General features: G+C 38.0%; 19 protein-coding genes, 5 pseudogenes and 1 riboswitch. Of the genes and pseudogenes, 13 read left to right on the forward strand and 11 right to left on the reverse strand.

Annotation, left to right across the window (positions count from 1 at the left end):
• Positions 1 to 18: 18 nt before the first annotated feature.
• On the forward strand, positions 19 to 1,014 hold the full coding sequence (locus tag JEU79_RS13615; protein ID WP_198264537.1) for an IS30 family transposase: 996 nt from the start codon (positions 19 to 21) through the stop codon (positions 1,012 to 1,014).
• 242 nt (positions 1,015 to 1,256) lie between these two features.
• Here JEU79_RS13615 and JEU79_RS13620 read toward each other — a convergent pair whose 3' ends face one another.
• From JEU79_RS13620 to JEU79_RS13640, 5 genes and pseudogenes are all read right to left on the reverse strand, one after another.
• Entirely contained in the window at positions 1,257 to 2,366 is a 1,110-nt protein-coding gene (locus JEU79_RS13620; RefSeq protein WP_198264538.1) for an ABC transporter permease, read from the reverse strand.
• A 7-nt stretch (positions 2,367 to 2,373) separates the two neighbouring features.
• Positions 2,374 to 3,525, reverse strand: a complete 1,152-nt coding sequence (locus tag JEU79_RS13625) for an ABC transporter permease (protein ID WP_198264539.1) — start codon at positions 3,523 to 3,525, stop codon at positions 2,374 to 2,376.
• Positions 3,518 to 5,010 (reverse strand): annotated as a pseudogene (locus tag JEU79_RS28650) (ATP-binding cassette domain-containing protein). The gene JEU79_RS13625 and the pseudogene JEU79_RS28650 overlap by 8 nt, the downstream one beginning before the upstream one ends.
• A 1-nt stretch (position 5,011) precedes the next feature.
• Entirely contained in the window at positions 5,012 to 6,049 is a 1,038-nt protein-coding gene (locus JEU79_RS13635) for an HlyD family secretion protein (protein WP_198264540.1), read from the reverse strand.
• Between the two features lie 355 nt (positions 6,050 to 6,404).
• Positions 6,405 to 6,620 (reverse strand): hypothetical protein, encoded by a 216-nt coding sequence (locus JEU79_RS13640; protein ID WP_198264541.1) that lies wholly within the window; start codon positions 6,618 to 6,620, stop codon positions 6,405 to 6,407.
• A gap of 169 nt (positions 6,621 to 6,789) precedes the next feature.
• A riboswitch (cyclic di-GMP riboswitch) is annotated at positions 6,790 to 6,886 on the forward strand.
• A gap of 99 nt (positions 6,887 to 6,985) precedes the next feature.
• Between JEU79_RS13640 and JEU79_RS13645 the strand changes: the two genes are divergently transcribed.
• The 3 genes and pseudogenes from JEU79_RS13645 to JEU79_RS13655 all read left to right on the forward strand — a co-directional run bounded on the left by JEU79_RS13645 (position 6,986) and on the right by JEU79_RS13655 (position 9,914).
• The gene (locus JEU79_RS13645; RefSeq protein ID WP_198264542.1) at positions 6,986 to 7,834 is read left to right on the forward strand and encodes a rhodanese-like domain-containing protein; all 849 of its coding nucleotides are present in this window, start codon (positions 6,986 to 6,988) and stop codon (positions 7,832 to 7,834) included.
• A gap of 243 nt (positions 7,835 to 8,077) precedes the next feature.
• Positions 8,078 to 8,650: a chalcone isomerase family protein gene (locus JEU79_RS13650; RefSeq protein WP_246540299.1), complete on the forward strand. Its 573-nt coding sequence runs from the start codon at positions 8,078 to 8,080 to the stop codon at positions 8,648 to 8,650.
• 269 nt (positions 8,651 to 8,919) lie between these two features.
• A pseudogene (locus tag JEU79_RS13655) lies at positions 8,920 to 9,914 on the forward strand (IS30 family transposase).
• On the opposite strand, the gene JEU79_RS13660 reads toward JEU79_RS13655, so the two are convergent.
• The 3 genes from JEU79_RS13660 to JEU79_RS13670 form a co-directional block, all read right to left on the reverse strand.
• A complete protein-coding gene (locus JEU79_RS13660; protein WP_281400904.1) occupies positions 9,905 to 10,372 on the reverse strand; it encodes a putative iron-sulfur cluster-binding metallochaperone in 468 nt (155 codons plus the stop codon). The pseudogene JEU79_RS13655 and the gene JEU79_RS13660 sit on opposite strands and share 10 nt — an antisense overlap.
• 203 nt (positions 10,373 to 10,575) lie before the next feature.
• The gene (locus JEU79_RS13665; RefSeq protein ID WP_198264544.1) at positions 10,576 to 10,899 is read right to left on the reverse strand and encodes a hypothetical protein; all 324 of its coding nucleotides are present in this window, start codon (positions 10,897 to 10,899) and stop codon (positions 10,576 to 10,578) included.
• 118 nt (positions 10,900 to 11,017) lie between these two features.
• Entirely contained in the window at positions 11,018 to 11,413 is a 396-nt protein-coding gene (locus JEU79_RS13670; RefSeq protein ID WP_343075011.1) for a peroxiredoxin family protein, read from the reverse strand.
• A gap of 30 nt (positions 11,414 to 11,443) precedes the next feature.
• Here JEU79_RS13670 and JEU79_RS13675 point away from each other — a divergent pair.
• The 4 genes and pseudogenes from JEU79_RS13675 (at position 11,444) to nhaA (ending at position 15,985) form a co-directional block, all read left to right on the forward strand.
• Positions 11,444 to 12,598, forward strand: a pseudogene (locus tag JEU79_RS13675) (IS3 family transposase).
• 416 nt (positions 12,599 to 13,014) lie between these two features.
• Entirely contained in the window at positions 13,015 to 13,440 is a 426-nt protein-coding gene (locus tag JEU79_RS13680) for a MerR family transcriptional regulator (RefSeq protein WP_198264546.1), read from the forward strand.
• Positions 13,441 to 13,631: 191 nt separating this feature from the next.
• Entirely contained in the window at positions 13,632 to 14,534 is a 903-nt protein-coding gene (nhaR, locus tag JEU79_RS13685) for a transcriptional activator NhaR (protein ID WP_198264547.1), read from the forward strand.
• A 71-nt stretch (positions 14,535 to 14,605) separates the two neighbouring features.
• Complete coding sequence (gene nhaA / locus JEU79_RS13690) at positions 14,606 to 15,985, forward strand: Na+/H+ antiporter NhaA (protein WP_198264548.1); 1,380 nt, start codon at positions 14,606 to 14,608, stop codon at positions 15,983 to 15,985.
• 7 nt (positions 15,986 to 15,992) lie between these two features.
• Here the strand turns inward: nhaA and JEU79_RS13695 are convergent, their stop codons facing one another.
• The gene (locus JEU79_RS13695; RefSeq protein ID WP_198264549.1) at positions 15,993 to 16,649 is read right to left on the reverse strand and encodes an MFS transporter; all 657 of its coding nucleotides are present in this window, start codon (positions 16,647 to 16,649) and stop codon (positions 15,993 to 15,995) included.
• 169 nt (positions 16,650 to 16,818) lie between these two features.
• Positions 16,819 to 17,895, reverse strand: a pseudogene (locus tag JEU79_RS13700) (IS3 family transposase).
• 40 nt (positions 17,896 to 17,935) lie between these two features.
• Between JEU79_RS13700 and JEU79_RS13715 the strand changes: the two are divergent.
• The 4 genes and pseudogenes from JEU79_RS13715 to JEU79_RS13730 form a co-directional block, all read left to right on the forward strand.
• Positions 17,936 to 20,362 (forward strand): efflux RND transporter permease subunit, encoded by a 2,427-nt coding sequence (locus JEU79_RS13715; RefSeq protein WP_246540301.1) that lies wholly within the window; start codon positions 17,936 to 17,938, stop codon positions 20,360 to 20,362.
• Positions 20,363 to 20,713: 351 nt separating this feature from the next.
• Positions 20,714 to 21,967, forward strand: a complete 1,254-nt coding sequence (locus tag JEU79_RS13720) for a tyrosine-type recombinase/integrase (protein WP_198264552.1) — start codon at positions 20,714 to 20,716, stop codon at positions 21,965 to 21,967.
• Positions 21,968 to 22,067: 100 nt separating this feature from the next.
• Positions 22,068 to 23,285 carry a cation:proton antiporter gene (locus JEU79_RS13725; protein WP_198264553.1) on the forward strand — a complete coding sequence of 406 codons (1,218 nt, stop codon included), beginning with the start codon at positions 22,068 to 22,070 and terminating at the stop codon, positions 23,283 to 23,285.
• 284 nt (positions 23,286 to 23,569) lie between these two features.
• Positions 23,570 to 24,721: pseudogene (locus JEU79_RS13730) on the forward strand (IS3 family transposase); the annotation flags it as partial.
• Positions 24,722 to 25,009: 288 nt separating this feature from the next.
• On the opposite strand, the gene JEU79_RS13735 reads toward JEU79_RS13730, so the two are convergent.
• A complete protein-coding gene (locus tag JEU79_RS13735) occupies positions 25,010 to 25,318 on the reverse strand; it encodes a hypothetical protein (RefSeq protein WP_198264554.1) in 309 nt (102 codons plus the stop codon).
• A gap of 36 nt (positions 25,319 to 25,354) precedes the next feature.
• Here JEU79_RS13735 and JEU79_RS28655 point away from each other — a divergent pair.
• Positions 25,355 to 26,514, forward strand: a protein-coding gene (locus tag JEU79_RS28655; protein ID WP_425511149.1) for an IS3 family transposase whose coding sequence is annotated in 2 segments (ribosomal slippage) — positions 25,355 to 25,805 and positions 25,805 to 26,514 — 1,161 coding nt in all. Because the reading frame shifts where the segments join, the coding sequence is not laid out codon by codon here.
• The last annotated feature ends 30 nt before the right edge of the window (positions 26,515 to 26,544 follow it).

The following is a 26,544-nucleotide window of genomic DNA, read 5'->3' on the forward strand; positions in this document are numbered from 1 at the left end:
GCAAGAGTAAAGTGACTTATGAGAACTTACAAGCAATTGACACAAGAACAAAGATACTACATTTCGACTGAGATTAAAAATGGCATTTCCCAGTCTAAAATTGCTCAGGCGATTGAGGTGAGTAAATCTACTATATGCCGTGAAATTAAACGCAACGCTGGTTTACGTGGCTATCGATTTAAGCAAGCTCAAGAAAAAGCCGTTAAGCGTCGCTACAATGCTTCTAAAGCAATTAAAATGACGGATGACATGATTGCCCTTATTGATGAAAAGCTTTCACAGCACCAGTGGAGTCCTGAACAGATATCAGGTTGGTTACTGAATGACAAAATGCTACTTCTTAGCCATGAACGTATTTATCAACACATATGGGATGATAAGAAGCAAGGTGGTGATTTACATCAGTATTTAAGGCGTCAGGGAAAGAAATACCAAAAGCGTGGTAGTAACGGTAAAAGCAGTCGAGGACAAATAATTAATCGAATTTCCATTGATGACCGTCCTAAGATTGTTGATGATAAACGTCGTGTTGGTGACTGGGAAATTGATACAGTGATCGGTAAAGGACACAGTGGTGCTCTGGTCACGATTGTAGAAAGAAAAACGCTTTACACATTAGTAGCAAGAGTGAATGGCAAACAGGTTGATTGGGTGACACAAGCAACAATACAATTGCTTAAACCCTTTAAAGACAGGCTTCATAGTATTACCGCAGACAATGGCAAAGAGTTTGCTTATCATGAGCAGGTAAGCAAAGCTCTTGATACAGCATTTTATTTTGCCCACCCTTATTCTTCATGGGAGCGAGGGTTAAATGAAAATACTAATGGACTGATTAGACAATATTTTCCTAAAGATACAGACTTTAAAGAAGTGACTGATAAAGAGGTTTACAACATGATGGAAAAACTTAATAATAGACCTAGAAAGGCACTCGGCTTTCAAACACCATTCCAGGCAATGAAAAAATCATTTGCAAGAACTGGAACTTCCTGCGTTGCACTTCAGAGTTGAATCCGCGTCTTATTAAAGTATCCAGTTCTATTAGACCAGAACACTATGCCACTTGATACTGAAAAAATAAAGGTATTGCGTGTTGTTATTCGTGAAGGTTTTTTCGAGATATGGCTGATATGTTACTCCTTGATATTACAAGAGTCATTAAAGAATTAGATATTTCCCCACCTGCTTTTCCAAAGAAAGCAGATGATAATTTTCATCATTAACTCGTAATTTTATGCCAGTATCTAAAGAGACTAATACATGCGATGTTTAAATAACCAGCCAGCAAATGTGAGGCTAGTTAATCCTATCAGTGCCATTGGCCAGTATAGATTCATCAGGTCAGCATATGAGTTGCCTTCAAGATAGACTCCACGCACAATAATGAGGAAATACCTCATTGGATTCAAGTAAGTCAGGTCTTGAACTAAAGCGGGCATGTTTTCGATGGGGGTGGCAAAGCCGGATAAAATAACCGCTGGCACTAAAAATAAAAAAGCCCCCATCAAACCTTGTTGTTGTGTGGCGGATAAAGATGAAATCATTAAACCGATGCCCACGGTGGACAATAGAAATAATACCAAACCAATATAGAGCGCACCTAAATTTCCAAGAAAGGGAATTTCAAACCATAATACAGTGAACAACATAATCACACTGCCTTCAATGAGGCCTATCATTACCCCTGGAATGGATTTACCGATCAATATATGTACAGGATGAAGTGGGGTTACTAATATTTGATCAAAAGTACCTGCTTCTCGTTCTCTGGCGACTGATAATGCAGTGACAATTAAAGGAACAACTAATGTCATCAGTGCTACAATACCTGGAATGATAAACCACCGGGATATTAAATTGGGATTAAACCATGAGCGAACTTTAAGAACCGCTGGTAATGGCGCTTTCCCATCATTGGCCAATTGATTTTGATTAAAATTAATCACAATAGAGCGAATATAATTTAAAGCAAGTAGAGCGGTATTTGAGTTTCTACCATCAACTATGACCTGAATATGAGCACCATTTTCTGTGATCTGTTGATGCATAAAATCTGCATTGATGTGGACAACCATCAAGGCTTTTTTATTAAGAATCAAAGGAGCAATTTCAGAATTTTTAGTTATTGTCTTAACCATTTCAAAATGCGGACTCCCTTCAATTTTACTGACCAGTTCACGAGACATTTGTGAATTGTCCTGATTATAAATAGCCACTGGAATATTATTTAAATCAAAGGTAGCGGCATAACCAAAAATGAGTAATTGAGCAATAGGTGGACCAATTAACACCAAACGACTTTGTTTATCACGTAAAATAGCCTGAAATTCTTTCAGGGCAACGGCTAATATTTGATAGAACATGATCCGTTCACTCCAAACGCTTGTGAGATTTTTTCACAATCAAAGTAAAAAATATAATTGACATCAGAATTAAATATGCGCAATTTATTAATATGATAGACCACACATTGCCTGCTAAAAAAATGCTTTGAATAATATCGACGTAATAGCGTGCAGGCACCAGATAGGTGATCCACTGAATAACTGTCGGCATAGAATTAATGTCAAAAATAAAGCCGGAAAGAATAAAGGCGGGTAAGAAGCTTACTAAAATTGAAATTTCTCCGGCAACAAACTGACTTCTTGTCGTGGTTGAAATTAATAATCCCATCCCCAAACAGGTCAGCATAAACAGAGCAGAAGCAACAAACAAAACCCAGAAACTTCCTCTGAAAGGCACATCAAATAACCAATAAGCCATTGCTACTGACAATAACATACCACCCATTCCTAAAATAAAATAGGGAATTAGTTTACCTAGGATAAATTCACTAATATGTATTGGTGTAACTAAAATTGCCTCCATAGTGCCGCGTTCCCACTCACGAGAAACCACCATTGCTGTGAGCATTGCACCTATCAGAGTCATAATGACAGCAATTAAACCAGGCACAAGGTAATTACGGCTTTTTAAAGCAGAATTAAACCAGATACGATAGTCCATATCGACTGGTATCGTCATAATTTGTTTATTCTGAATTGCTTTGTTTTTTAACCAGATCTGCCAAACTGCCTGAATATAGCCTTCTGTGATTCGTGCTTGATTAGCATCCACACCATTTACAATGAGTTCAATAGGCGCATTACCACCAGACATTAGTTGCTCAGTAAAATTATTTTTCAGCCAGAGAATAGAGGATATTTGTCGCTTATCCATTGCTTGTTTTGCATCATGAATAGTAGAGTAATACGATGGTGAAAAGTAATCTGAATGTTTAAATAGGCTTTCAAAAGATTGGGGCTGCGTATCCGATGTTTCAATAACAAAACCAATGGGAATTTGTTTGGCATCGAGTGAAACGCCATAACCAAATAACAATAGCAGTATGACAGGTAAAACAAATGCAATAGCAATACTGGAGGGATCACGGACAATTTGTAATGATTCTTTGCGGATCATACCACTGAGACGCTGGAGGTTAAATGATTTGGTTTCTGATTGGATTTTATTATCAGTCATGGTACTTTTCTCGATTTTCGACAAGTGCAATAAAAGTTTCTTCCATGCTAGGGTCAGGGTTTTTATCAGATTGAAGTTGCTTTCTTAATGCGTGTGGTGTACCGCTAGCAAGTTCGCAACCGTCAGCCATAATAATTAATCGATCACAATAATTAGCTTCGTCCATAAAATGAGTGGTCACTAAAATAGTTACACCCGATTCAGCTAATTTATTAGTTCGTTGCCAAAATTCACGTCGAGCCAGAGGATCGATACCAGAAGTTGGTTCATCCAAAAATAAAATATCCGGTTGATGCATTAGTGCCACAGCGAAAGCTAACCGTTGTTTATAACCTAAGGGTAAATCACTACTATTGGTGTTGTAATATGTTTGTAAGTCAAATTCATCTAAAGCCCATTGAATCCGTTCTTTTTGCTGATCTCCCCTGAGACCATAAACTTTGGAAAAAAACATTAAGTTTTGTTTTACGGATAAATTGCTATAGAGAGAAAAACGTTGTGCCATATAACCTATATGAGCACGTGCAGTCGCAGATGCTGTACGTAAATTGTGACCAGCAACCAGAACCTTACCATCACTGACAGGTAACAGGCCGCACAACATTCTAAATAGTGTTGATTTTCCTGCACCATTAGCCCCAAGCAAGCCAAAGATTTCGCCTTTGTTCACAGAAAAACTGATTCCCTTTACCGCATAAAAATCACCAAAGCGGCGAACCACGTGACTCACTTCAATAATCTTCGTCTCATTACTTGCTGGGTTCGTATTCGATCTTTTAATGATTGACTAAAGGAGTCTGGGCTACCCTGATCGAGAACTTTTCCTTCATGCATTAAGATAACATCATGACAACGTTCAGCTTCATCTAGGTAAGCAGTGCTCATCAAAACGGTAATTTGTTCTTCTTCGAGCATTTGATTAATGATATGCCATAATTCTCGGCGGGATACAGGATCTACACCGACTGTTGGCTCATCTAAAATAAGCACACGAGGAGGGGATACCAGAGTACAGGCTAAACCTAATTTTTGTTTCATCCCTCCTGATAATTTACCCGCTAGGCGTTTGGTAAAAGGAGTCATGTTACTCATTGACAATAATTTATCATAACGATTAGCTCTTTCTTGCATAGGAATATTATGCAAATCAGCATATAAGTTCATATTTTCAAGTACGGTAAGATCTTCATACAATCCGAAACGTTGGGGCATATAACCAATAGCTGATTGTATTTGCAAAGCATCTCGATGAACATCAAAGCCTAATAATTGAGCCTCACCGCTATCTGCTTTTAAAAGTCCACTCAATAGGCGCATTAATGTAGTCTTACCTGCACCATCAGGGCCAATTAAGCCTGTAATTTGTCCTGCTTGAATTTCCAGATTAATATTTTTTAGCGCTTTTATGGTTTTACCGGGACCTGGCAACGTAAAGGATAGATTAATATCTTTTAGTTGGATAATACTTGATGACGTATAAGTCATTTTATAATGCTTTTTTACAATGTTTTTTTACACCAGAATCATCAGCTATTTTTTGCTTCAAATCAATCTTAACGGTCGCTGGCATTCCAAGACGTAATTCATTATTGTCATTACAACTATAAATACGTACTTGATATACTAAATGTGTTCGTAATTCTGCTGTTTCAATATTTTTTGGGGTGAATTCTGCTGTAGGTGAGATATAACCCACCCAGCCAGCATAGTTTTTTTCCGGGTAACTGTCAGTATAGATACTGGCTTCCATTCCTGGTTTAACTTGACCTAATAGGGGGTCAGCTAAATAGGCTCGTATCCAGACAGGTTCAGTGAGTGCCAGAGTGAACACTGGCGTTTGTGGAGAGGCCATATCACCCATCTCAAGTATACGATTGCGAATAATACCATCAGAGGGTGCAGAAAGAGTGGCATCTTTAAGATTTTGAAATGCCCTTATATACTCAGCTTGTTTGGCATTTAATATAGCTCTGGCCTGAGCTATTACTTCTTTTCTGGGACCAGCAATTGCTAAATCCAGTGCTGCCTGCAGGGCTTTAACCTTAGCTGAATCTGCCTGAGCAACTGAACGGCTATGTTCTGCTTCATCAGTTGAAGCAAGATTTTTTTTCGCAAGTTTAGTTATACGTCCAGCCGTATGTTCGGAACTACTCATTATTGCTTTGGCTGATTCTAAATCAGCTTTAGCCTTGCTGATGTCTTCAGGTCGTGTTCCCGCTACTAGAGCGGCAAGTATTTGTTTTTGTGCTTCTACTTGAGCTTTAGCCTGTGCAGAATTGGCTTGCAATAATTCAGTGTGCAAAAAAGCCAGTTCCTGGCCTTTTTTTACATGATCACCTTCCTCAACCATTATTGAGCTAATATGTTCAATACCATTAAAACTCAGATTAACTTCACGGATGTCAACATTACCAAATAAAGTGACTTGATCGGTATGTTGATTGTTCTTTGCTGTGCTATAGAAATACCAGCCAGACAGAATGGCAATAACGATCAATAGGGGAATAATTATTTTCTTTTTCATTTTCTTACCAATATTAATTTAGACTATTTATAGCATAATAATTTTGAAAACATTTGCTAATAAGCTGGATATTTTAACCACGCTGGTAAAGTTAATAATAACGCTTATCAGTAATTTTCTCGATAATATAAATCAAGGAAAATAGAAGCTCAATGATCTCCCACATATAGCATGCTAGCAGATTGAAAGAGATGCATTTAGAACAAAAAGATTAAATAAAACCACACCTAATAATTACAATAGTTATTATTAGGTGTGGTTCACCAGTTCTCATTCTATGTATAGGCTAAATATAAAGCGGAGCAATTGGCAAAGAAGGTAGCCAAATGATTAAAGACACTTTGTTTAATATTTGTTAGGCGTAAACATCTAAACGACCACCTTCAGATGAACTGCTGGATTCTACCTGTTGTGTTTTTTGAGACTCTCTTGATTCTTGTACCGTTGATTCACTGGCTTCAGCACTAGGGGATTGGGTCGCCTGAACCTGTTTTGACTGAGTGGCAATATTTTGTGTGTTAGATGGCTGAGTATAACTTGCGGCGATAGGTGAACTGGCATCAATTTGCATGATATTCTCCTTGAATAGATTGTATAAATGTAAATATAATTATATAAGTCATCTTAAAATTTATCAAGTTAGTGATTTACCGCCAAAATAATATTTATCTGGAGTCATCAAATTTTGTGTTTGATCATTGATTTTTTGCAATATATGATCTACAGTTGAATTAAGTAATCACAGAAAAGGGCAACCTGTTCGAAAGTTCAGGCTCGCAAAGCTACCATTCTAAGGGTGTTATTTTATTTAGCATCTATGAAAGTGGGGTTACCTGGACATCTCATGGTTGTCGATCATTTCTGATTGAATATCATTACGTCCTCCTTGCATTTGATTAATAAACTAACGCTTTAAGTTTATTTAGGAGAAGTATGATGAAAAGCTCTAATTTTTTATTATTGATTGTTTTATTGTGTTTGTGGTTTGCAAATAGTTATGCAAGCGATGAATCAAGCCAATTCCCTAAGCGACATTTTTATCCACAACTCAGTTATATTGATACCAATACATTTGCAGCCGGTGTTAAAGATAATAATTTTGCTGTGATTGATGTCCGTGATAAAACCTCATTCAATGCCTTGCATGTTAAGGGCTCAACAAATATTTTTGTCAAAAGTAAGGATTTTGAGCATCAAATTCTGCAATTCATAGAGACGCATCATAAACCAATCGTGGCATATTGTAATGGCATCTCTTGTTCTAAAAGCTATACTGCATCGGTAAAAATTCTGCAATTATTTAAAGCCAACAATATTCAACAAAAAATATTGACTTATGACTCAGGTATTAATGCTATTGCCTATAGTTATAATGATTTAGTGTTAAAAAATGGCCTTGAAGTTTCAGACAGAAACCCTTTGATCTCATTCAAAAAAATAAAAAAACATACTCTTGAACCAGAAGCTTTTGAACGGTTCGTTATGGACAATAAAACTAATGATTATGCAATTTTAGATATCAGAGAAAAAAGTGATAGATTAGCCTTTAAACTCTTTATGTTTCAAAAAGAAAAAAATATCACACTGAGTGAAAGAGAAGAATTAATTGCCTACTTGAACTCTATTAAAACGAGTAAAAAAACATTATTAGTTTATGATACAGCCGGACGCCAGATTAATGGCCTCTATGAGATGATTAAGATTACCGGCATAAAGAAATGGCATTATATGCAAGGTGGTGAGTACGGTTACTCACAATATGCCCGTCAATCTGTAGGCCTATAAACTCATCAAAGAATATTTGTTCCATGACATTTAGAAAAGCTAAATGTGTCAGGTAATGTGACACTTTAGCGTATTTTATTTTCCAGTCTATTTTTCTCTATCAGCCCGTTATCAATGCTTAAAATTGTGTCTTTATTGATGATACCGTTATTTCTAATGTTGCACCATAAAGTATAAAATGTGACTTTTTGTTTGCTTTGACTTAGACTAATATATTAATCATGATTAAAAAGGACTAACACATTGCTATTTAAACTTATCAATATAATTATTTTGTTATCAATTAGTTATTCACTCCCAGTATTTTCAAGAGAAATTTCTGACGTAAATATTCCTGAAACCATTTCATCGCAAGCGAGTAACACTGAACTTAAGTTAAATGGTGCAGGTATTCGAAGTAAATTTTTCTTTGATATTTATATTGGCTCACTCTATCTTGAAACAAAAGTATCGACATTAGAAGAAATTGATAAACTGACAGGTGAGAAAAGCATTAGAATGCACTTTCTTTATAGTGAAGTCAGTAAAGAAAAACTCAATAATGGCTGGTTAGATGGTTTTGAGAACAACTTATCAAAAGATACTTATGAACAATTACAGCCAAGAATCAAACTATTCAATTCATTTTTTACCAGTGTAAAGAAAGGCGATACTATTAACTTAAACTTCATTCCTAATAAAGGAACACAAGTTGTTATTAATGAAAAACTATCAGGCGTAGTAGAAGGCGATGATTTTTTCCCAGCCTTACTAAAAATTTGGTTAGGATCTGAACCGGCTGATTCAGATTTAAAGCAGGCAATGCTGGGTAACTAAATGAGAAATTTATACATATTACCTAACTTAGATTCAACTCATAAGTGCAACACTATTTGGTTGTATTTGTGATATTTGCTGGTTTATCGCTGGCTCATGAAATTCCCGGGGTGGCCGAGCGTAGCGATGGCCACCCCGGGAATTTCATGAGCCAGCGACGCGCCTGACGGCGCTACTAAAAAAATCATAAGTACAGTAATGATTTGCTCGAAAAAATGGCCAATTGCTTGTAAAATCGGCCATTTTCTCCTGCAAGAGTAAAGTGACTTATGAGAACTTACAAGCAATTGACACAAGAACAAAGATACTACATTTCGACTGAGATTAAAAATGGCATTTCCCAGTCTAAAATTGCTCAGGCGATTGAGGTGAGTAAATCTACTATATGCCGTGAAATTAAACGCAACGCTGGTTTACGTGGCTATCGATTTAAGCAAGCTCAAGAAAAAGCCGTTAAGCGTCGCTACAATGCTTCTAAAGCAATTAAAATGACGGATGACATGATTGCCCTTATTGATGAAAAGCTTTCACAGCACCAGTGGAGTCCTGAACAGATATCAGGTTGGTTACTGAATGACAAAATGCTACTTCTTAGCCATGAACGTATTTATCAACACATATGGGATGATAAGAAGCAAGGTGGTGATTTACATCAGTATTTAAGGCGTCAGGGAAAGAAATACCAAAAGCGTGGTAGTAACGGTAAAAGCAGTCGAGGACAAATAATTAATCGAATTTCCATTGATGACCGTCCTAAGATTGTTGATGATAAACGTCGTGTTGGTGACTGGGAAATTGATACAGTGATCGGTAAAGGACACAGTGGTGCTCTGGTCACGATTGTAGAAAGAAAAACGCTTTACACATTAGTAGCAAGAGTGAATGGCAAACAGGCTGATTGGGTGACACAAGCAACAATACAATTGCTTAAACCCTTTAAAGACAGGCTTCATAGTATTACCGCAGACAATGGCAAAGAGTTTGCTTATCATGAGCAGGTAAGCAAAGCTCTTGATACAGCATTTTATTTTGCCCACCCTTATTCTTCATGGGAGCGAGGGTTAAATGAAAATACTAATGGACTGATTAGACAATTTTTCCTAAAGATACAGACTTTAAAGAAGTGACTGATAAAGAGGTTTACAACATGATGGAAAAACTTAATAATAGACCTAGAAAGGCACTCGGCTTTCAAACACCATTCCAGGCAATGAAAAAATCATTTGCAAGAACTGGAATTTCCTGCGTTGCACTTCAGAGTTGAATCCGCGTAATCTTATAGTTATTTTTAATCGTATTAAAATCTTTTAGGCAACATTTTCCTGAGGGGTGTCTAATATTACATGCGCAGGCATTAGATCGGGTTTGATCGATAACAAATTTTTTTAGTTCAGGTTCATTGGTAGCTTGTGTGTAATCAATGCCAAAACAATAACATAAAGTCTTTTGTCTGGACTTAACTTTTATTCCCACCTCCGTTCTTAATTGATTACTATGAATAATAAAATCATCTTGAGAAAAATACACCACATCACAATTTGGATCTGAACAAAAATAATAGCCCTGTTCGCCTTCAGGTAAATTCCACGGAGATTTTATATGGTGTTTTATGGTTGTTTTAGAAACCAATGAATAGCTTTTCTTATTAATCGGACAGCTATATTTTTTTGGAAAATTTAAAATGTCTTTATTAGCGTTAGTTGTTGAACAACAATTTGACATGATTTATACCTGTGGATTATTTGACTGGCAAACAACACCTTGAACTATTTTTTTAGCATTTTGAAAAAGTGCTAATATTAACAATAAAATTGCAAAAGCAAATAATTCTGTTTGATGTGTCGCTATAAAGCCCTGAAATAATGGCCCTGAACTACCGATAAAGGAGGGTAATAGGCTGGCCATGGAACCAAAGAGAATGGGGATTAATGGCGAACAACAGAGTAGGGGGTGAAAATACCGACTAAGACACCACTGGTTGCAGATGCCTTACTGGATTTTTGTCCTTGCCTGATTAGCCATGTCATTAAACTAATAATTAATGCAACTAAGCTTGCCATGCTAATGGATAATAACACCATGCTGACATCTAAATACTCCAGTGTCATCATGCTTATTTGTCCGCCAGTAAAAGCAGAGGGAAGAGTAAATAAATACAGTATTAGGAAGGCTATAAAAGCCAATAAACTTAGCCAGCGATAACTTATTTGTTGCCATACGGTCATTAAGGCGCAATATATTGTTTTCATTGAGTTTTTCCGTCTTGCTTAGGCTGAGTTTTAGCTTTTGTTTTAACAAAATGCATAATTTTTTTAATGTAAACAGCAGGTGCAGTGCCTTTATCTTGAATGATGCCATTTTCACCAATTAAAAAAAGATATCTGGATATTGAATTGAATTATATTGTTTATCCATCATTTTGGACGTTTCACCTATGACCCAGTTTTTGGTCAGTTCTGTATTTGCAACATAATGGTCAATAAACTCATTGATACTCGGCCCAGGATAGCCCCCATTTTTATGGTTACGCAAGGCGATTAAAGTAATATTGTATTTTTCAAAGTCATCTTTTCTTTTCGCAAAGGCTTTAACACCTGCAGCACAGGTGTGACACCAAGTTGAAAAAAGCCATAAAATGGTTTTCTTTCCCTGAAATTCAGATAGCTTAATCTCTTTGTCCTGACTCATAAAATAGCTATCAGGTGCTTTTATTGGGGAACAAATTCTATAGTGGACCCCGAAAACTGGACAATAGGTTAAGATATAAGAGCTAACCTAACGGGGAACAAAAAAATGAGCACAAAAAGAAAAACATTCAACAACAAATTTAAAGCAAAAGTAGCCATTGAGGCTTTGAAAGGTCAAAAAACAGTCGCAGAAATTGCGTCAGAATTTGAAGTGCACACCACCCAGGTCAATAGCTGGAAAAAGCAGATGCTTGATGGTGCAGCCGATACTTTTTCAAAAAAATTAGAGAATAAAGATGCTGAACATGAAAAGGAAAAAGAACACCTGTACAGCCAAATAGGTCAACTAAAAGTAGAGGCTGACTGGCTGTCAAAAAAGTTGAAGATGTTCAACTGAGTAGAGCAGAAAGCGGTGTTGCATAGAAAAAGAGCACCCTCAGTTGAGCATCAAAAAACAATGTGAGCTTATCGGCCTGAACCGTTCAAGCTATTACTATCAACCTAAAAAGCCTCTGCAAAATAAAGATTTAACATTAATGAATTTGATTGATGAGTTGTACATAAAACATCCATTCTATGGCAGTCGTCAAATTCGTAATGCATTAAGATTGAAATGTTATAAAATTAATCGTAAAAAGTTCAACGGCTTATGCGGATCATGGGATTGGTTTCAGTGGCACCAAAACCCAATACCAGCAAGCCTTGCAAAGTAAATAACCTCTATCCATATTTGCTCAAAGGAATTGATATTAATAGGAATAACCAGGTTTGGTGCACAGATATCACGTATTTACGGATGCCACATGGATTTGTCTACCTAAGTGCTGTTATGGACTGGAGTAGCCGTTTTGTGCTGTCCTGGGAAGTGTCAACCAGCATGGAAGAAAGCTTTTGTATCAGTAGTCTGGAAACAGCACTGCGACGATATGGAAAGCCAGAAATCTTCAATACGGATCAAGGTGCTCAATATACTAGCAGAGCATTTACAGGTGTTCTAAAGGCCAATGATATAAAAATCAGCATGGACGGCAAAGGCAGAGCAATGGATAACATTATGATTGAACGACTCTGGCGAAGTGTAAAATATGAGGAAATTTACCTCAAGGATTACCAAAGTATTGATGAGCTAAAGAGCTCATTAAAGGAATATTTTGAGTTTTACAACCATGAACGACCACACAGTACACACGGTGGAAAAACGCCTGCAGAGATCTATGGCGTGATGAAAGAAGTTGTTCCAGACTTAAAACGGGCAGCATGATGAGAGGATAATCAACTTTACTGGCAACCGCCTTGTCCACATATCCACAGGCCAAGCCAGTAGCCCTGAGATATATCGCAAGCGTCTCTGGACTACTGGCAGACCTGTGGATATGTGGATAAGACTAATACTATAAATAACCAACAGAATTATATCTTAATATTTGAGAAAGCTGTCTTGACAATGGGGTCCACTGTATTCTTTAGACATACTTATTTGTGGAAGACTAACAATGGCAAAAAAGATGAGTAAACTGCTCAGTTTAGGGGGAAAGTAGTTCATTTATATAATCGGCTCAAATATTAATTTATGCGGTACTTGCTTCAAAGCTATTGTATACTCTGTACCATGGTACAGAGTCAATATTCATCAATACTATTTTAAAAACAATTACCATCATATTACATAGGTTTTTTATGAGCAATATAGCCCTAACCATTGGCAGATTAGCAAAAATGGCTTCAGTGAATGTTGAAACAATTCGTTATTATCAAAAACGTGGCCTGATTCAAGAACCCGTTAAACCCGATCAGGGCTATCGAATTTATTCACAAGCAGCTTATGAACAACTATTGTTTATTCAGCGGGCTAAACGGGTTGGTTTTACTTTGGGTGAAATTCAAGAGTTATTAATACTTGATGAGAAGGCAAATTGCAGGGAAGCGAGCTTATTGGCCCAGCAGAAGTTAAATCTGGTGACAGAAAAAATTGCAGAACTGCTACAGATTAAACAAACATTACAACATTATGTTTCAGATTGTGAGCATAATGCAAAAAATAATAGAGATAAGGATAATATAAGCTGTGGTTTTATTAAATCATTCAAGAGCACCAGCAAATAATGAGTGCTTAAAAGATGGCCTCTTCATTGCCAGGGGAGTTAGGTAAGTTGGTCTGGCAACAAAAAGACCATAGGCTAAGATGACTCAATTCACTATGAATCTCGCCGTAGTTTTATAATAACAACTTTAATTATTTATAAAAGTCGATTATACTTGCCTTACTGTTCGAATAAATCGAATCGGGAAGGTGAATGATCAATTATAAGCACTTACATTATTTCTGGACGGTCGCAAAAGAAGGTAGTATTGCCCGTGCTAGTGAGCAATTAAACCTTACACCACAGACGATCAGTGGCCAACTGACTATGTTGGAAAATTACTTAGGGGTTGATTTGTTTACCCGTATTGGTCGAAATCTTGAAATAACTGAGATTGGCCGACAAATTTTGGGTTATGCCGATGAAATCTTTTCCTTAGGTGGTGAGTTAGAAGAAATAATCCATCAACTACCAGAAGGTCGTCCACAATTATTTCGCGTAGGTGTCGTTGATGTAATTCCTAAATCTATCACACACCAAATATTAAAACCGGCCTTACATACCTCAGAATCGGTTCGTATGGTCTGTCGTGAAGCCAGTTTAGACATGCTTTTGGCAGAACTTGCTATTCACAGACTTGATTTAGTGATCGCTGATCGCCCCATCCCTCCGACTATTAGTACTAGAGGTTATAGTCATAAATTAGGAGAGTGTTCGGTGAGTTTTTTTGCAACTAAAGCCTTAAGAAAAAGTCTAACAGGTGATTTTCCTGAATGTCTCAATGGAGCGCCTATACTATTACCCAGTCGTGGGTCACAATTGCGCTCTGCGATCGATCATTGGCTGGATAAATATCGGATTTATCCACGTATGGTGGCAGAATTTGATGATAGTGCTTTAATGAAGGTATTTGGACAGGAAGGGGCGGGGATTTTTATTGCCCCGTCAGTCATTGAATCGGAAGTAGAATGGCAATATCAAGTGTCTTCTATTGGTCAGGTTAATGAAATTAAAGAACATTTTTATGCCATTTCAGTGGAAAGGCGTATTACCCATTCAGTGACCTCAGCAGTATTGAACGAGGCGCGTGATTCACTGTTTGTAAATAATAAATAATTAGTGTTCATCGCATGCGGTAAATTACACTGAACAGTTAGAATTAAGCAAAAGAATTAACGGAAAACATTATGAAAAATAACTTAAAAGATATTTTTAAAAGAAACAAAGGGGTTTATAACTCCCCCTGGGAAAAAAGCTTCGATTCAATAGTCACCCCCTTTGAAGAATTTATTCACAAACAAACCACCAGTGGACTTTTACTTATGTCCATGGCCGTATTAGCATTATTTTTGGCTAATGGCCCCTATGCTAGCGCCTATGCACATTTTATTCACATGCCTGTTTCCATTGGCGTAGGTGACTGGTCTTTAGAAATGAGCCTCAATCACTGGATAAATGATGCCTTAATGGCCTTATTTTTCTTTGTGGTCGGTTTGGAACTGAAACGAGAATTATTGGTGGGCGAATTAGCTAGTTTAAAGAATGCATCCTTGCCGATTGCAGCAGCAATCGGCGGTATGGTTGTACCTGCACTCATTTATTTTGCCATTAATCCTCAAGGTGATGAGGCACTAGGGTGGGGCATTCCAATGGCGACGGATATTGCCTTTGCCATTGGCGCTTTAGCCCTATTAGCCAGTCGAGTACCGAAGGCCTTAATTACTTTTCTTGTGGCCTTAGCGATTGTTGATGACATTGGTGCCGTGTTAGTGATTGCAATCTTCTATACAGAAACAATTTCCATCACACCCTTAATGTTTGGCGTGGGATTATTTGCCCTTTTGTTGGCATTTAATCTACTGGGCATTCGTAAAACCACCCCTTATTTTATTGTCGCTGTGGCATTATGGTATGCATTATTACAATCCGGGGTTCATGCAACACTTGCAGGTATTCTGGGGGCATTAACTGTCCCTGCAACGCCAAAATATGATCCGGAGCTGTTCAGCGAACATGTCAAAGATCTCATGAGTCGTTTTAAAGCCAGCCATGAGCCTGGAAAAAGCATTATGACCAACGACAAGTTACGCGCTGTTGTGCAAACATTGGAAAATGGTGTGCATAGTGTTGAAACACCCTTGCAACGATTAGAACATACTTGGCACTTACCCGTAGCCTATCTCATTATACCTATCTTTGCCCTAGCAAACGCAGGAATAAGCATTGACATTGATTCATTGGCAGAAACCTTTACTCATCCTGTGATGGTAGGTGTTTCTTTGGGCTTGGTTTTAGGTAAATTCATTGGTATTACGGGTGCAAGTTGGTTGATACTTAAGTTAGGAATCGCGGTTCTACCAAAGGACACACGCTTTACACAAATTGCCGGTGTTTCGTTATTGGCAGGTATTGGTTTTACTATGTCGATATTTGTAGCGCAATTAGGATTTTCAGGCAGAGAAGATCTATTATTAATGGCTAAAACAGGTATTTTAGCAGCTTCGCTACTAGCGGGCATTACAGGTTATATCTGGTTGTACGTTGTGAGTAAGCCGCAAGCGAAGTAAATTAAAATTATCCATTAGCGTCGACCTCTGGTAATTTAATTGAGATTAGGGCGGCAATTAAAACAAAAACAGTGGAGCCTATCAGACAGCCTATCAAGCCATATTGTTGATAGGCCAGTCCAGATATTACCGTCCCCATCAATCGCCCACCCGCATTAGCCATATAGTAAAATCCCACCGTCATTGCTACTTTATCATGATCTGAATAAGCCAAAATCAAATAAGAATGTAAGGCGGAATTAATGGCAAAGACAATGCCAAATAAGGTGAGACCAATTATAATCACTGCATCTGAAGGCCAGGAAAAATAGAGGCCCAAAACCATCGTGAAAGGAAATATTACCAGAATAAAGGCCCATAATCTGGCAGTATGACCCCCCGGTGGATTTGAGGTATTTTTACTGCGTAATATTCTCGGAGCAAAGGCTTGAATTAGGCCATAAGCAATCACCCATAATGCCATAAAGGTACCGATCTGAGTTAAAGACCATTGCAATACTTCATATAAAAAAACCGGTAAGCCAACAACAAACCAGACATCACGAGATGCAAATAAAAAGAACCGTGCTGCTGATAAATAGTTAATCGCAGCAACTTTTGAGAAAACCTGGGTGAACTTGGGTTTGTTTTTCATCTTACCAACCCCGGAAGGTTGATGTGTCAACACTTTTCCGGACAGTTTTCTAAATATTTTTTTGGCTGTTTCAAGTGATTTTTGTCATTTTGTATTTCCTATCATTTTAGTTTCTCATGTTAACTTTAAACAGATGAAGAGAAAGGGCTTTGCCCTCTGGAACGATAGAGCCGTTCCATCCCCTCTTCAATCAATCGATTTAAGCTATTTCCTGCTGTATTTCATAATCGACTGGTGACAAATAATCATTAGCCGAATGAAGTCGCTCCCGATTATAAAATACCTCAATATATTCAAATATTGCCTGCTTTGCTTCTACTCTGGTTTTGAATCGACAATGGTGCGTCAATTCAGTTTTCAAACTATGAAAGAAGCTCTCTGATACAGCATTGTCCCAGCAATTTCCTTTGCGGCTCATAGACTGAATTATGTTATGATCCGACAATATTTTTCTATGACTATCAGAGGCATATTGGCTACCTCGGTCAGTATGCCAAAGCAATCCATCCATTGGTTTACGCTTCCATATGGCCATCAGTAAAGCATCATTGACTAGCTTGGCTTTCATTCGCTCATCCATCGACCAGCCAACAATTTGCCTAGAGAATAAGTCAATGACAACCGCTAAATATAACCAGCCTTCCTTGGTGGCAATATAGGTAATATCACCCACATAGTAGCGATCAGGTTGAGAGACAGTAAACTCTCTTTCCAGTAAATTTGGAGATATACGCTTATTATGCTTGGAATTAGTCGTCGCTTTAAAGCGTCTCTTCGTTTTACAAAACAAACCGGCTTTTTTCATTAATCGACCAATTCTCCGGCGGCTTATATGAACGCCTTTTTCAGCCAGTTTTCTTTTAAGACGACGGGTTCCATAAGTCTTGCGACTGTCTTCAAACAGTTTTTTAGCTGCTCAGTAAGCGCTTCATTTTCTTTCTCTCTATCCGTTTTAGGAGAGCTAACCCAATCATAATAGCAACTACGGGAAACATCCATAAAACGGCACAGAATCGTTACCGGGTAATCTTTAGCCTGATCAGTTATCCATGCGTACTTCACAAAGTTTCCCTTGCAAAGTACGCTGTGGCCTTTTTAATAAATCACGCTCCTGAATCACTTTTGCCAATTCTTTTTTCAGACGTTTTACTTCATCATAAATGTGTTCATCACTTCTATTCTGAGAAACAGGTTGATCCGTCTCATTAGCTAATTTGACAGCTGATTCTTTAAATTCTGATGTATAGCTTTTATTCGGTTTTTTTTGTTTGATCATTCATTTTAGGTCACACTTTTTATCTTTTAGTTATTTTAAGTTGTGTGTCCGGTTAAGTATAGCCACATTAACTTTAGCAAAAGGGCCTGAAGATTTAGCGGCAATTCTAGTTCCCCTTGATGGGGGACATCATATCAGAGTAGGGGACTTGGGTAGCGTTCACTGGGGAGCTTCCGATCCAACATCTTTATATCATGGCAATGGTAGCGAAGCCGTTGCCATTGCCTTGTTACGCTCTGAAGCGGGCTTCGCTCAACCTGTTATTGAGTCAGTCAATGAAAACCTAGCCTCAGTAAGAAAAAAGTTTCCCAACATAGATATTCAAATTGCCGATACACAGGGACGTCTTATCGGCTTAACCGTCAGTAATATGCTGGATTCTTTGCGCGATGCCATTATTATGACTATTATTGTCATTCTACTCTTTATTGGTAATTCACGTGCCGCTTTAGTCGTTGCCTTATCACTACCAATCTCCTATTTACTGAGTTTTGCTATACTTTGGTGGATTGGTTTTGAATTTGATATGGTAACTTTATCTGCCATTATTATTGCTGTCGGCCTGCTTGCAGATGATGCAATTGTCGTCATAGAAAATATCGAACGACGAATGCGTGAACTTGGTGAAAAGCGTTTTACTGCTGCCATTCGAGGGCTGGATGAAATTATATTAGCTGACACGAGTGGTACTATTAGTACCATATTAGTCCTATTGCCTATCATGTTTATAGGAGGCTATGTTCAAACGGTATTAAGGCCTTTAACCATTACACTTGCTATTGCATTATTAGCCTCTTTAATTGTTTCAATTACCCTGATCCCATTATTTGCTCCCTATATACTCAGGCCTGATTCTAAAGATCCTCTAGCCTGGATACTACAACCATTTTCCCATTATGTTATGGAGCCTTTAAAGCATTTCTATGTCAATATTGTTGCATGGGGACTGAATCATCGTTTTTTAATTCTCATTATTTTAACGGTATTATTTGTTGTCAGCGCGAGCCAAATGAAATTACTGGGTAGAGAAATAATGCCATTAATGGACACGGGTATTTCAAAAATCACATTTGAAGCACAAGCAGATACTGATGATAAAGCAATGAAAAAAATCATTAAACAGGTTGAAGCCATCATAGAACAAGAAATTCCTGCACCGTGGATAATTTCTTATTCCGCTGTGATTGGTTCAGAACCCGGCGTAAAGTCGTTTGGCGCAAAAAGATTATTACAACAGGGCGAAGTAACACTGAACTTAATTGATCGCTTCCATAGAACTCAGGATCTCTATACAATTAATGAAGCATTGCGTCATAAACTCAGAAAAATTCCAGGGCTGATTACCGCTAATGTGTCAGTATTTGGATCCACGCCCTTATCATCCATTAGTGCTAATGTGGACGTTATGATAAAAGGGCCTGATCCCGCTATTTTGAGCAGACTAGCAGATGAAGTAATCACACGTTTACAAACAGTCAATGGTTTAACCGGTATTGAAAGAAGTTGGCAAAATCATGCGACTAAAATTGAACTTAATGTTGATCCTGCTCTAGCACGTCTTAATGGCTTATCTGCCTCAAGCATTGCACAACAAGTTGCTGAGGCGGTGGGTGGCATTTCTGGGGGACGATTACGGGTGATGGGTGAAGATCCGATTCCTGTATGGGTAAGAATTAAGGATGGTCAACGAAATCATGCCATTGATCTGAATGCACTTCCTATACGCAGCAAGGAGGGTACATTTATACCTTTAGCATCGGTTGCTAAACCTCGGCTAATTTCAACACCTACCGCAGAGACACACCAATATCTTGAACCCACGATCGACATTCTTGCCTGGCGAAGAAATATATCCATTACCAGTTTGCATGATAATGTTACCGAAGCACTAGCAGACCTAAAATTACCTCGTGGCTACAATATCTATTATGAAGGTGAATATAAGCAATTATCTGAATCATTTTCACGTTTAGCAAAATCATTCGTACTGGGTTTAATGATGCTATATCTGATGCTGAGTGTTACTTTTCGCTCCTTTCTAGACCCATTAGCAATCATGGCCAGCTTACCATTGGCCGTTATTGGCGCTGCATGGGGCTTATTATTAAGTAATAAATTTGGTTCCATGCCGAGCTTTATGGGGCTAATCTTACTCATGGGCATCGTCGTTAACAATGGTATTTTGCTCATTGATTTTACCAAAGTTGCCATGCAAAAAGGCGTTGATATCAAACAAGCTTTATTAGATGCTGTGGAAAAAAGAACCCGTCCCATATTAATGACCGCCATTTCATCAGCCGTTGGTATGATTCCTCTAGCAATGGAATGGGCTGTTGGCATTGAACGCTTATCACCTTTAGCCGTTGTGGCCATTGGTGGATTATTAACGGGTACGTTTTTAACCTTATTAGCTGTGCCTGTGTTTTATTCATTATTAGTTTCATTGCGTCATAAGCTTTTAACCTAGAAAAATCAGTTGAACCTACTGCGGTCGTCTTACGCACTGAATCTTAAGGATTTTCCAGAACATTTTGACTTCACCCGTAGGGTGACTACGAATAAAGCCAAAATAACCTGTAAAACCCTTAATCTTCAGCACCTAAGTTGCTCTCGCTATGATTCAACTGATTATTTTAGGTTTAAAAACTTAAGCCATTAAAAACAAAGAAATATTTAAATTTAACTGAAAGTAGGTTTATACTTCTAAATGTCAATAGCAAATGTCCGATATTTGTGAATATAGGACATTTGCTATAGGGCGTAAATATTGTCATAATGAGGTTAATTCTTACTATTCATTCATTACATGGCGTAATCTATGGCTTTAAAGCAACAATCTCCCTTGCCAATCATTGATAACCTCAACTACATTGGTAATCCCTTTAAACAAAAAGTCTTTGATGCCAAAGTTTTTACTGGCAATACAATACCGGGCGCTGACACTGATTTTGAGTATGCTTTAAAATTTCTTTTTAGCTACAATGGCAGCACGGCAACCTTTAATAGTTATCGACGTGAAATTGAACGCTTATTACAATGGGCATGGCGTATAGAACATATTTCCATACTAAAACTAAGACGTGAACATATAGAAGATTTTATTCGTTTTTGTTACAAGCCACCAATAAGTTGGATCGGAACAAAAAATACACCACGCTTTAAAACCATACAAAACCAACGTATAGCCAATGACCAATGGCGACCCTTTGTTGTGAAAATTTCAAAAATTGAACACAGTCATGGCAAAGTGCCCGATCAAAAAAACTTTTTTTTATCCCAATCGTCTATCAAAGCGACTTTTACAGCCTTATCTTCATTCTTTGAGTATCTAATCCAGGAAAGTCTCTCAGAATCAAATCCTGTCGCCCTTATTAAACAAAAAAGTAAATTCATTCAAAAAGATCAACTCAAACCCATTGTCAGACGAATTAGCACTCTACAATGGGATTATGTCATTGAAACCGCAGAATTAATGGCCAAAGAAAATCCCCCTGAACATGAGCGCACCCTTTTTATAATGAACTGCCTATTCGCGATGTACTTGCGGATCTCAGAATTAGTTGAAGATGAGCGTTCTACGCCTATTATGGGCGATTTTAGAAAAGACAGAGACAATAATTGGTGGTTTGATGTCACTGGTAAGGGCAACAAAAACCGCTCGATTACAGTGTGTGATGACATGCTCAACGCTTTAAAACGCTATAGAAGATACCTTGGCTATACGGCTTTACCGGCTTTAAATGAACAACATCCATTAATTATTAAATCTAAAGGCCAAGGTGGAATCACAAGCACAAGACATATCAGACGTATAGTGCAACATACCTTTGATACCGCCTATGAAAGAATGAAAGCGGATGGCTTGCAAGATGATGCAGATGACTTACAAGTTGCCACTGTGCATTGGTTACGTCACACTGGTATATCAGAAGATGTAAAATTTCGTCCCCGTGAACACGTCCGTGATGATGCGGGTCATGCCAGTATGGCGACGACTGATCGCTATATCGAATCAGATTTACGTGAACGTCACAACTCAGGCAAGCAAAAACGTATAAAGGATATCTTATAAAGCAAAAAATCAGGTCTCTTTGGATGCAAAAGGACTTGATGCTATAATGGCACAAATTTAATCAGCATCGAATTGATGCCATTATGAGCAAATAAAAACTATGCATGAGCATTTAATGATCTTCGGTATCACACTTGTGATATTAGGTTATGGGTTTTACTCTAAACTTTTGAGCAAATATAATATTTCAGGCCCTATGATCTTTACTGCTGTGGGCATAATACTATCCCCTCTTATGCTGAGAGATAGCGCGGTAAATATCAATGCAGAAGTCGTGCAGGTTGTTGCAGAAATAGCATTGATATTGATACTTTTCTCAGATGCGGCCACACTCAATCTGCAAAAACTTAAAGCCCATTGGCGACTGCCTGCCCGTTTACTTTTTGTGGCAATGCCCATCACCATTATTATTACTTATTTTACCGGAAGAGCTTTTTTTCCTGACGAAGCACCACTCTATATTCTTCTCCTTGCACTCATCTTAGCACCTACGGATGCAGCCCTTGGCAAGATCGTTGTTTCAGACAAAAGAATCCCTGAGACAATTAGGAATACAATTAATGTCGAGAGTGGGCTCAATGATGGGATTGTCTTTCCTGTTCTATTGACTGTTATTGCAATGATTGCTTCGCAGAATTCAGGGTCTTCGGATGGATGGTTGGGTTATATTGCTCAACAAATTTCCATTGGCGCAATTGCCGGTGCTTTTGTTGGCTGGATCGGGGCAAAATTAAGCCAAATTTCTATGAAAAAAGAGTGGGTTGAGCATCAATATCTTAACCTCATCCCCATTGCTCTTGCCATATTCTCTTTCTATGTTGCAGAATATTTTCATGGCAATGGCTATATTGCGGCCTTTTTCGCTGGACTTCTTCTCGGCAATACCAACAAAGCGATCAAAAAAAATGTAGAGGAGTTTGCGGAAAGCGAAGGCGAATTTCTCATTATGATTACCTTCCTTGTCTTTGGCCTCGTATTTGTACCCCTTATGCTGCCTTACTTATCACTCGAGGTATGGATTTTTTCTCTATTAAGCTTAACACTCCTACGCATCATACCTATCATTATTAGTCTTGGTTTTTTTAAGCTGGACTTAGTCACCAGGCTTTTTATAGGCTGGTTTGGTCCAAGGGGAATTGCTTCCATACTTTACATTCTGGTAGCCGTACATACCTTAGGTAGTATTGAAGGCCATGAAAAAATCTATGCAGTCGCCTCTTTGACAATATTACTGAGTATTATTTTACATGGTCTTTCAGCAAAACCTCTTGCTATACGATATGCTAAAACTCATTTTGATACTGAAGATAAAAAATAAACATATCACAATCAAAAGCCAACCCCAACCCCCTCAATCCCCCTTCTAAAGACAAGCCGATAAACAAAGGTGTTGATATTTTTGTATAAAAACACCCATATTTGCTCAAAGTAATGAATTTCCAAGTTTAGAAATAGTTTTTAACAATGCTTGTCTTTTGATTTTGTTATCTTCATTATGTGCTACTTCACTTAATGCTGATAACTCTAATGTGGCTATACTTAACCGGACACACAACTTAAAATAACTAAAAGATAAAAAGTGTGACCTAAAATGAATGATCAAACAAAAAACCGAATAAAAGCTATACATCAGAATTTAAAGAATCAGCTGTCAAATTAGCTAATGAGACGGATCAACCCGTTTCTCAGACTGCCAGGGAGCTAGGTGTTAATGTAAATACTCTACATACCTGGATCAGTAAATATTCCAAACCGGTGAAGACGGTAGCCAATAGAAGTGATGAACACATTTATGATGAAGTAAAACGTCTGAAAAAAGAATTGGCAAAAGTGATTCAGGAGCGTGATTTATTAAAAAGGCCACAGCGTACTTTGCAAGGGAAACTTTGTGAAGTACGCATGGATAACTGATCAGGCTAAAGATTACCCGGTAACGATTCTGTGCCGTTTTATGGATGTTTCCCGTAGTTGCTATTATGATTGGGTTAGCTCTCCTAAAACGGATAGAGAGAAAGAAAATGAAGCGCTTACTGAGCAGCTAAAAAACTGTTTGAAGACAGTCGCAAGACTTATGGAACCCGTCGTCTTAAAAAGAAAACTGGCTGAAAAAGGCGTTCATATAAGCCGCCGGAGAATTGGTCGATTAATGAAAAAAGCCGGTTTGTTTTGTAAAACGAAGAGACGCTTTAAAGCGACGACTAATTCCAAGCATAATAAGCGTATATCTCCAAATTTACTGGAAAGAGAGTTTACTGTCTCTCTCAACCTGATCGCTACTATGTGGGTGATATTACCTATATTGCCACCAAGGAAGGCTGGTTATATTTAGCGGTTGTCATTGACTTATTCTCTAGGCAAATTGTTGGCTGGTCGATGGATGAGCGAATGAAAGCCAAGCTAGTCAATGATGCTTTACTGATGGCCATATGGAAGCGTAAACCAATGGATGGATTGCTTTGGCATACTGACCGAGGTAGCCAATATGCCTCTGATAGTCATAGAAAAATATTGTCGGATCATAACATAATTCAGTCTATGAGCCGCAAAGGAAATTGCTGGGACAATGCTGTATCAGAGAGCTTCTTTCATAGTTTGAAAACTGAATTGACGCACCATTGTCGATTCAAAACCAGAGTAGAAGCAAAGCAGGCAATATTTGAATATATTGAGGTATTTTATAATCGGGAGCGACTTCATTCGGCTAATGATTATTTGTCACCAGTCGATTATGAAATACAGCAGGAAATAGCTTAAATCGATTGATTGAAGAGGGGTAAAAGGCGACATAAATGCCGCCCATTACCGTTGACGGCCATCGGCTCCTCAGCCTGTGCCGTGAAGATATTGTAACAGGATCATTACCGTTGTGAAAATACCTTGGGTGAATGGAACGGCTCTATCGTTCCAGAGGGCAAAGCCCTTTCTCTTCATCTGTTTAAAGTTAACATGAGAAACTAAAATGATAGGAAATACAAAATGACAAAAATCACTTGAAACAGCCAAAAAAATATTTAGAAAACTGTCCGGAAAAGTGTTGACACATCACTCTTTATGTTTCTTATTATCTGCATCAAATTCTGGTAAATTCATGTGTTTAAACACATTACCCACTTGAATTGAAATATTATGACTATCAATAAAAGCTTGTACTGTAGAGCTGTTTAGTAAACCACAAAGATAATAGGCTGGCTCTGAATCATAAAAATCAACAAAAAACAATTTGTGGTCGGGAACAAAAACTTTTTGACCACTGATAGGATCGTTACCTTTTGTAATGACTGCCGCTCTAAATGATTTATTGCCAGGCTGTTCAGGCCATACTAATGTGGCTATACTTAACCGGACACACAACTTAAAATAACTAAAAGATAAAAAGTGTGACCTAAAATGAATGATCAAACAAAAAAACCGAATAAAAGCTATACATCAGAATTTAAAGAATCAGCTGTCAAATTAGCTAATGAGACGGATCAATCCGTTTCTCAGACTGCCAGGGAGCTAGGTGTTAATGTAAATACTCTACATACCTGGATCAGTAAATATTCCAAACCGGTGAAGACGGTAGCCAATAGAAGTGATGAACACATTTATGATGAAGTAAAACGTCTGAAAAAAGAATTGGCAAAAGTGATTCAGGAGCGTGATTTATTAAAAGGCCACAGCGTACTTTGCAAGGGAAACTTTGTGAAGTACGCATGGATAACTGATCAGGCTAAAGATTACCCGGTAACGATTCTGTGCCGTTTTATGGATGTTTCCCGTAGTTGCTATTATGATTGGGTTAGCTCTCCTAAAACGGATAGAGAGAAAGAAAATGAAGCGCTTACTGAGCAGCTAAAAAACTGTTTGAAGACAGTCGCAAGACTTATGGAACCCGTCGTCTTAAAAGAAAACTGGCTGAAAAAGGCGTTCATATAAGCCGCCGGAGAATTGGTCGATTAATGAAAAAAGCCGGTTTGTTTTGTAAAACGAAGAGACGCTTTAAAGCGACGACTAATTCCAAGCATAATAAGCGTATATCTCCAAATTTACTGGAAAGAGAGTTTACTGTCTCTCAACCTGATCGCTACTATGTGGGTGATATTACCTATATTGCCACCAAGGAAGGCTGGTTATATTTAGCGGTTGTCATTGACTTATTCTCTAGGCAAATTGTTGGCTGGTCGATGGATGAGCGAATGAAAGCCAAGCTAGTCAATGATGCTTTACTGATGGCCATATGGAAGCGTAAACCAATGGATGGATTGCTTTGGCATACTGACCGAGGTAGCCAATATGCCTCTGATAGTCATAGAAAAATATTGTCGGATCATAACATAATTCAGTCTATGAGCCGCAAAGGAAATTGCTGGGACAATGCTGTATCAGAGAGCTTCTTTCATAGTTTGAAAACTGAATTGACGCACCATTGTCGATTCAAAACCAGAGTAGAAGCAAAGCAGGCAATATTTGAATATATTGAGGTATTTTATAATCGGGAGCGACTTCATTCGGCTAATGATTATTTGTCACCAGTCGATTATGAAATACAGCAGGAAATAGCTTAAATCGATTGATTGAAGAGGGTAAAAGGCGAC

It is taken from the genome of sulfur-oxidizing endosymbiont of Gigantopelta aegis (genome assembly GCF_016097415.1).
In the GTDB taxonomy this organism is placed as follows: domain Bacteria; phylum Pseudomonadota; class Gammaproteobacteria; order GRL18; family GRL18; genus GRL18.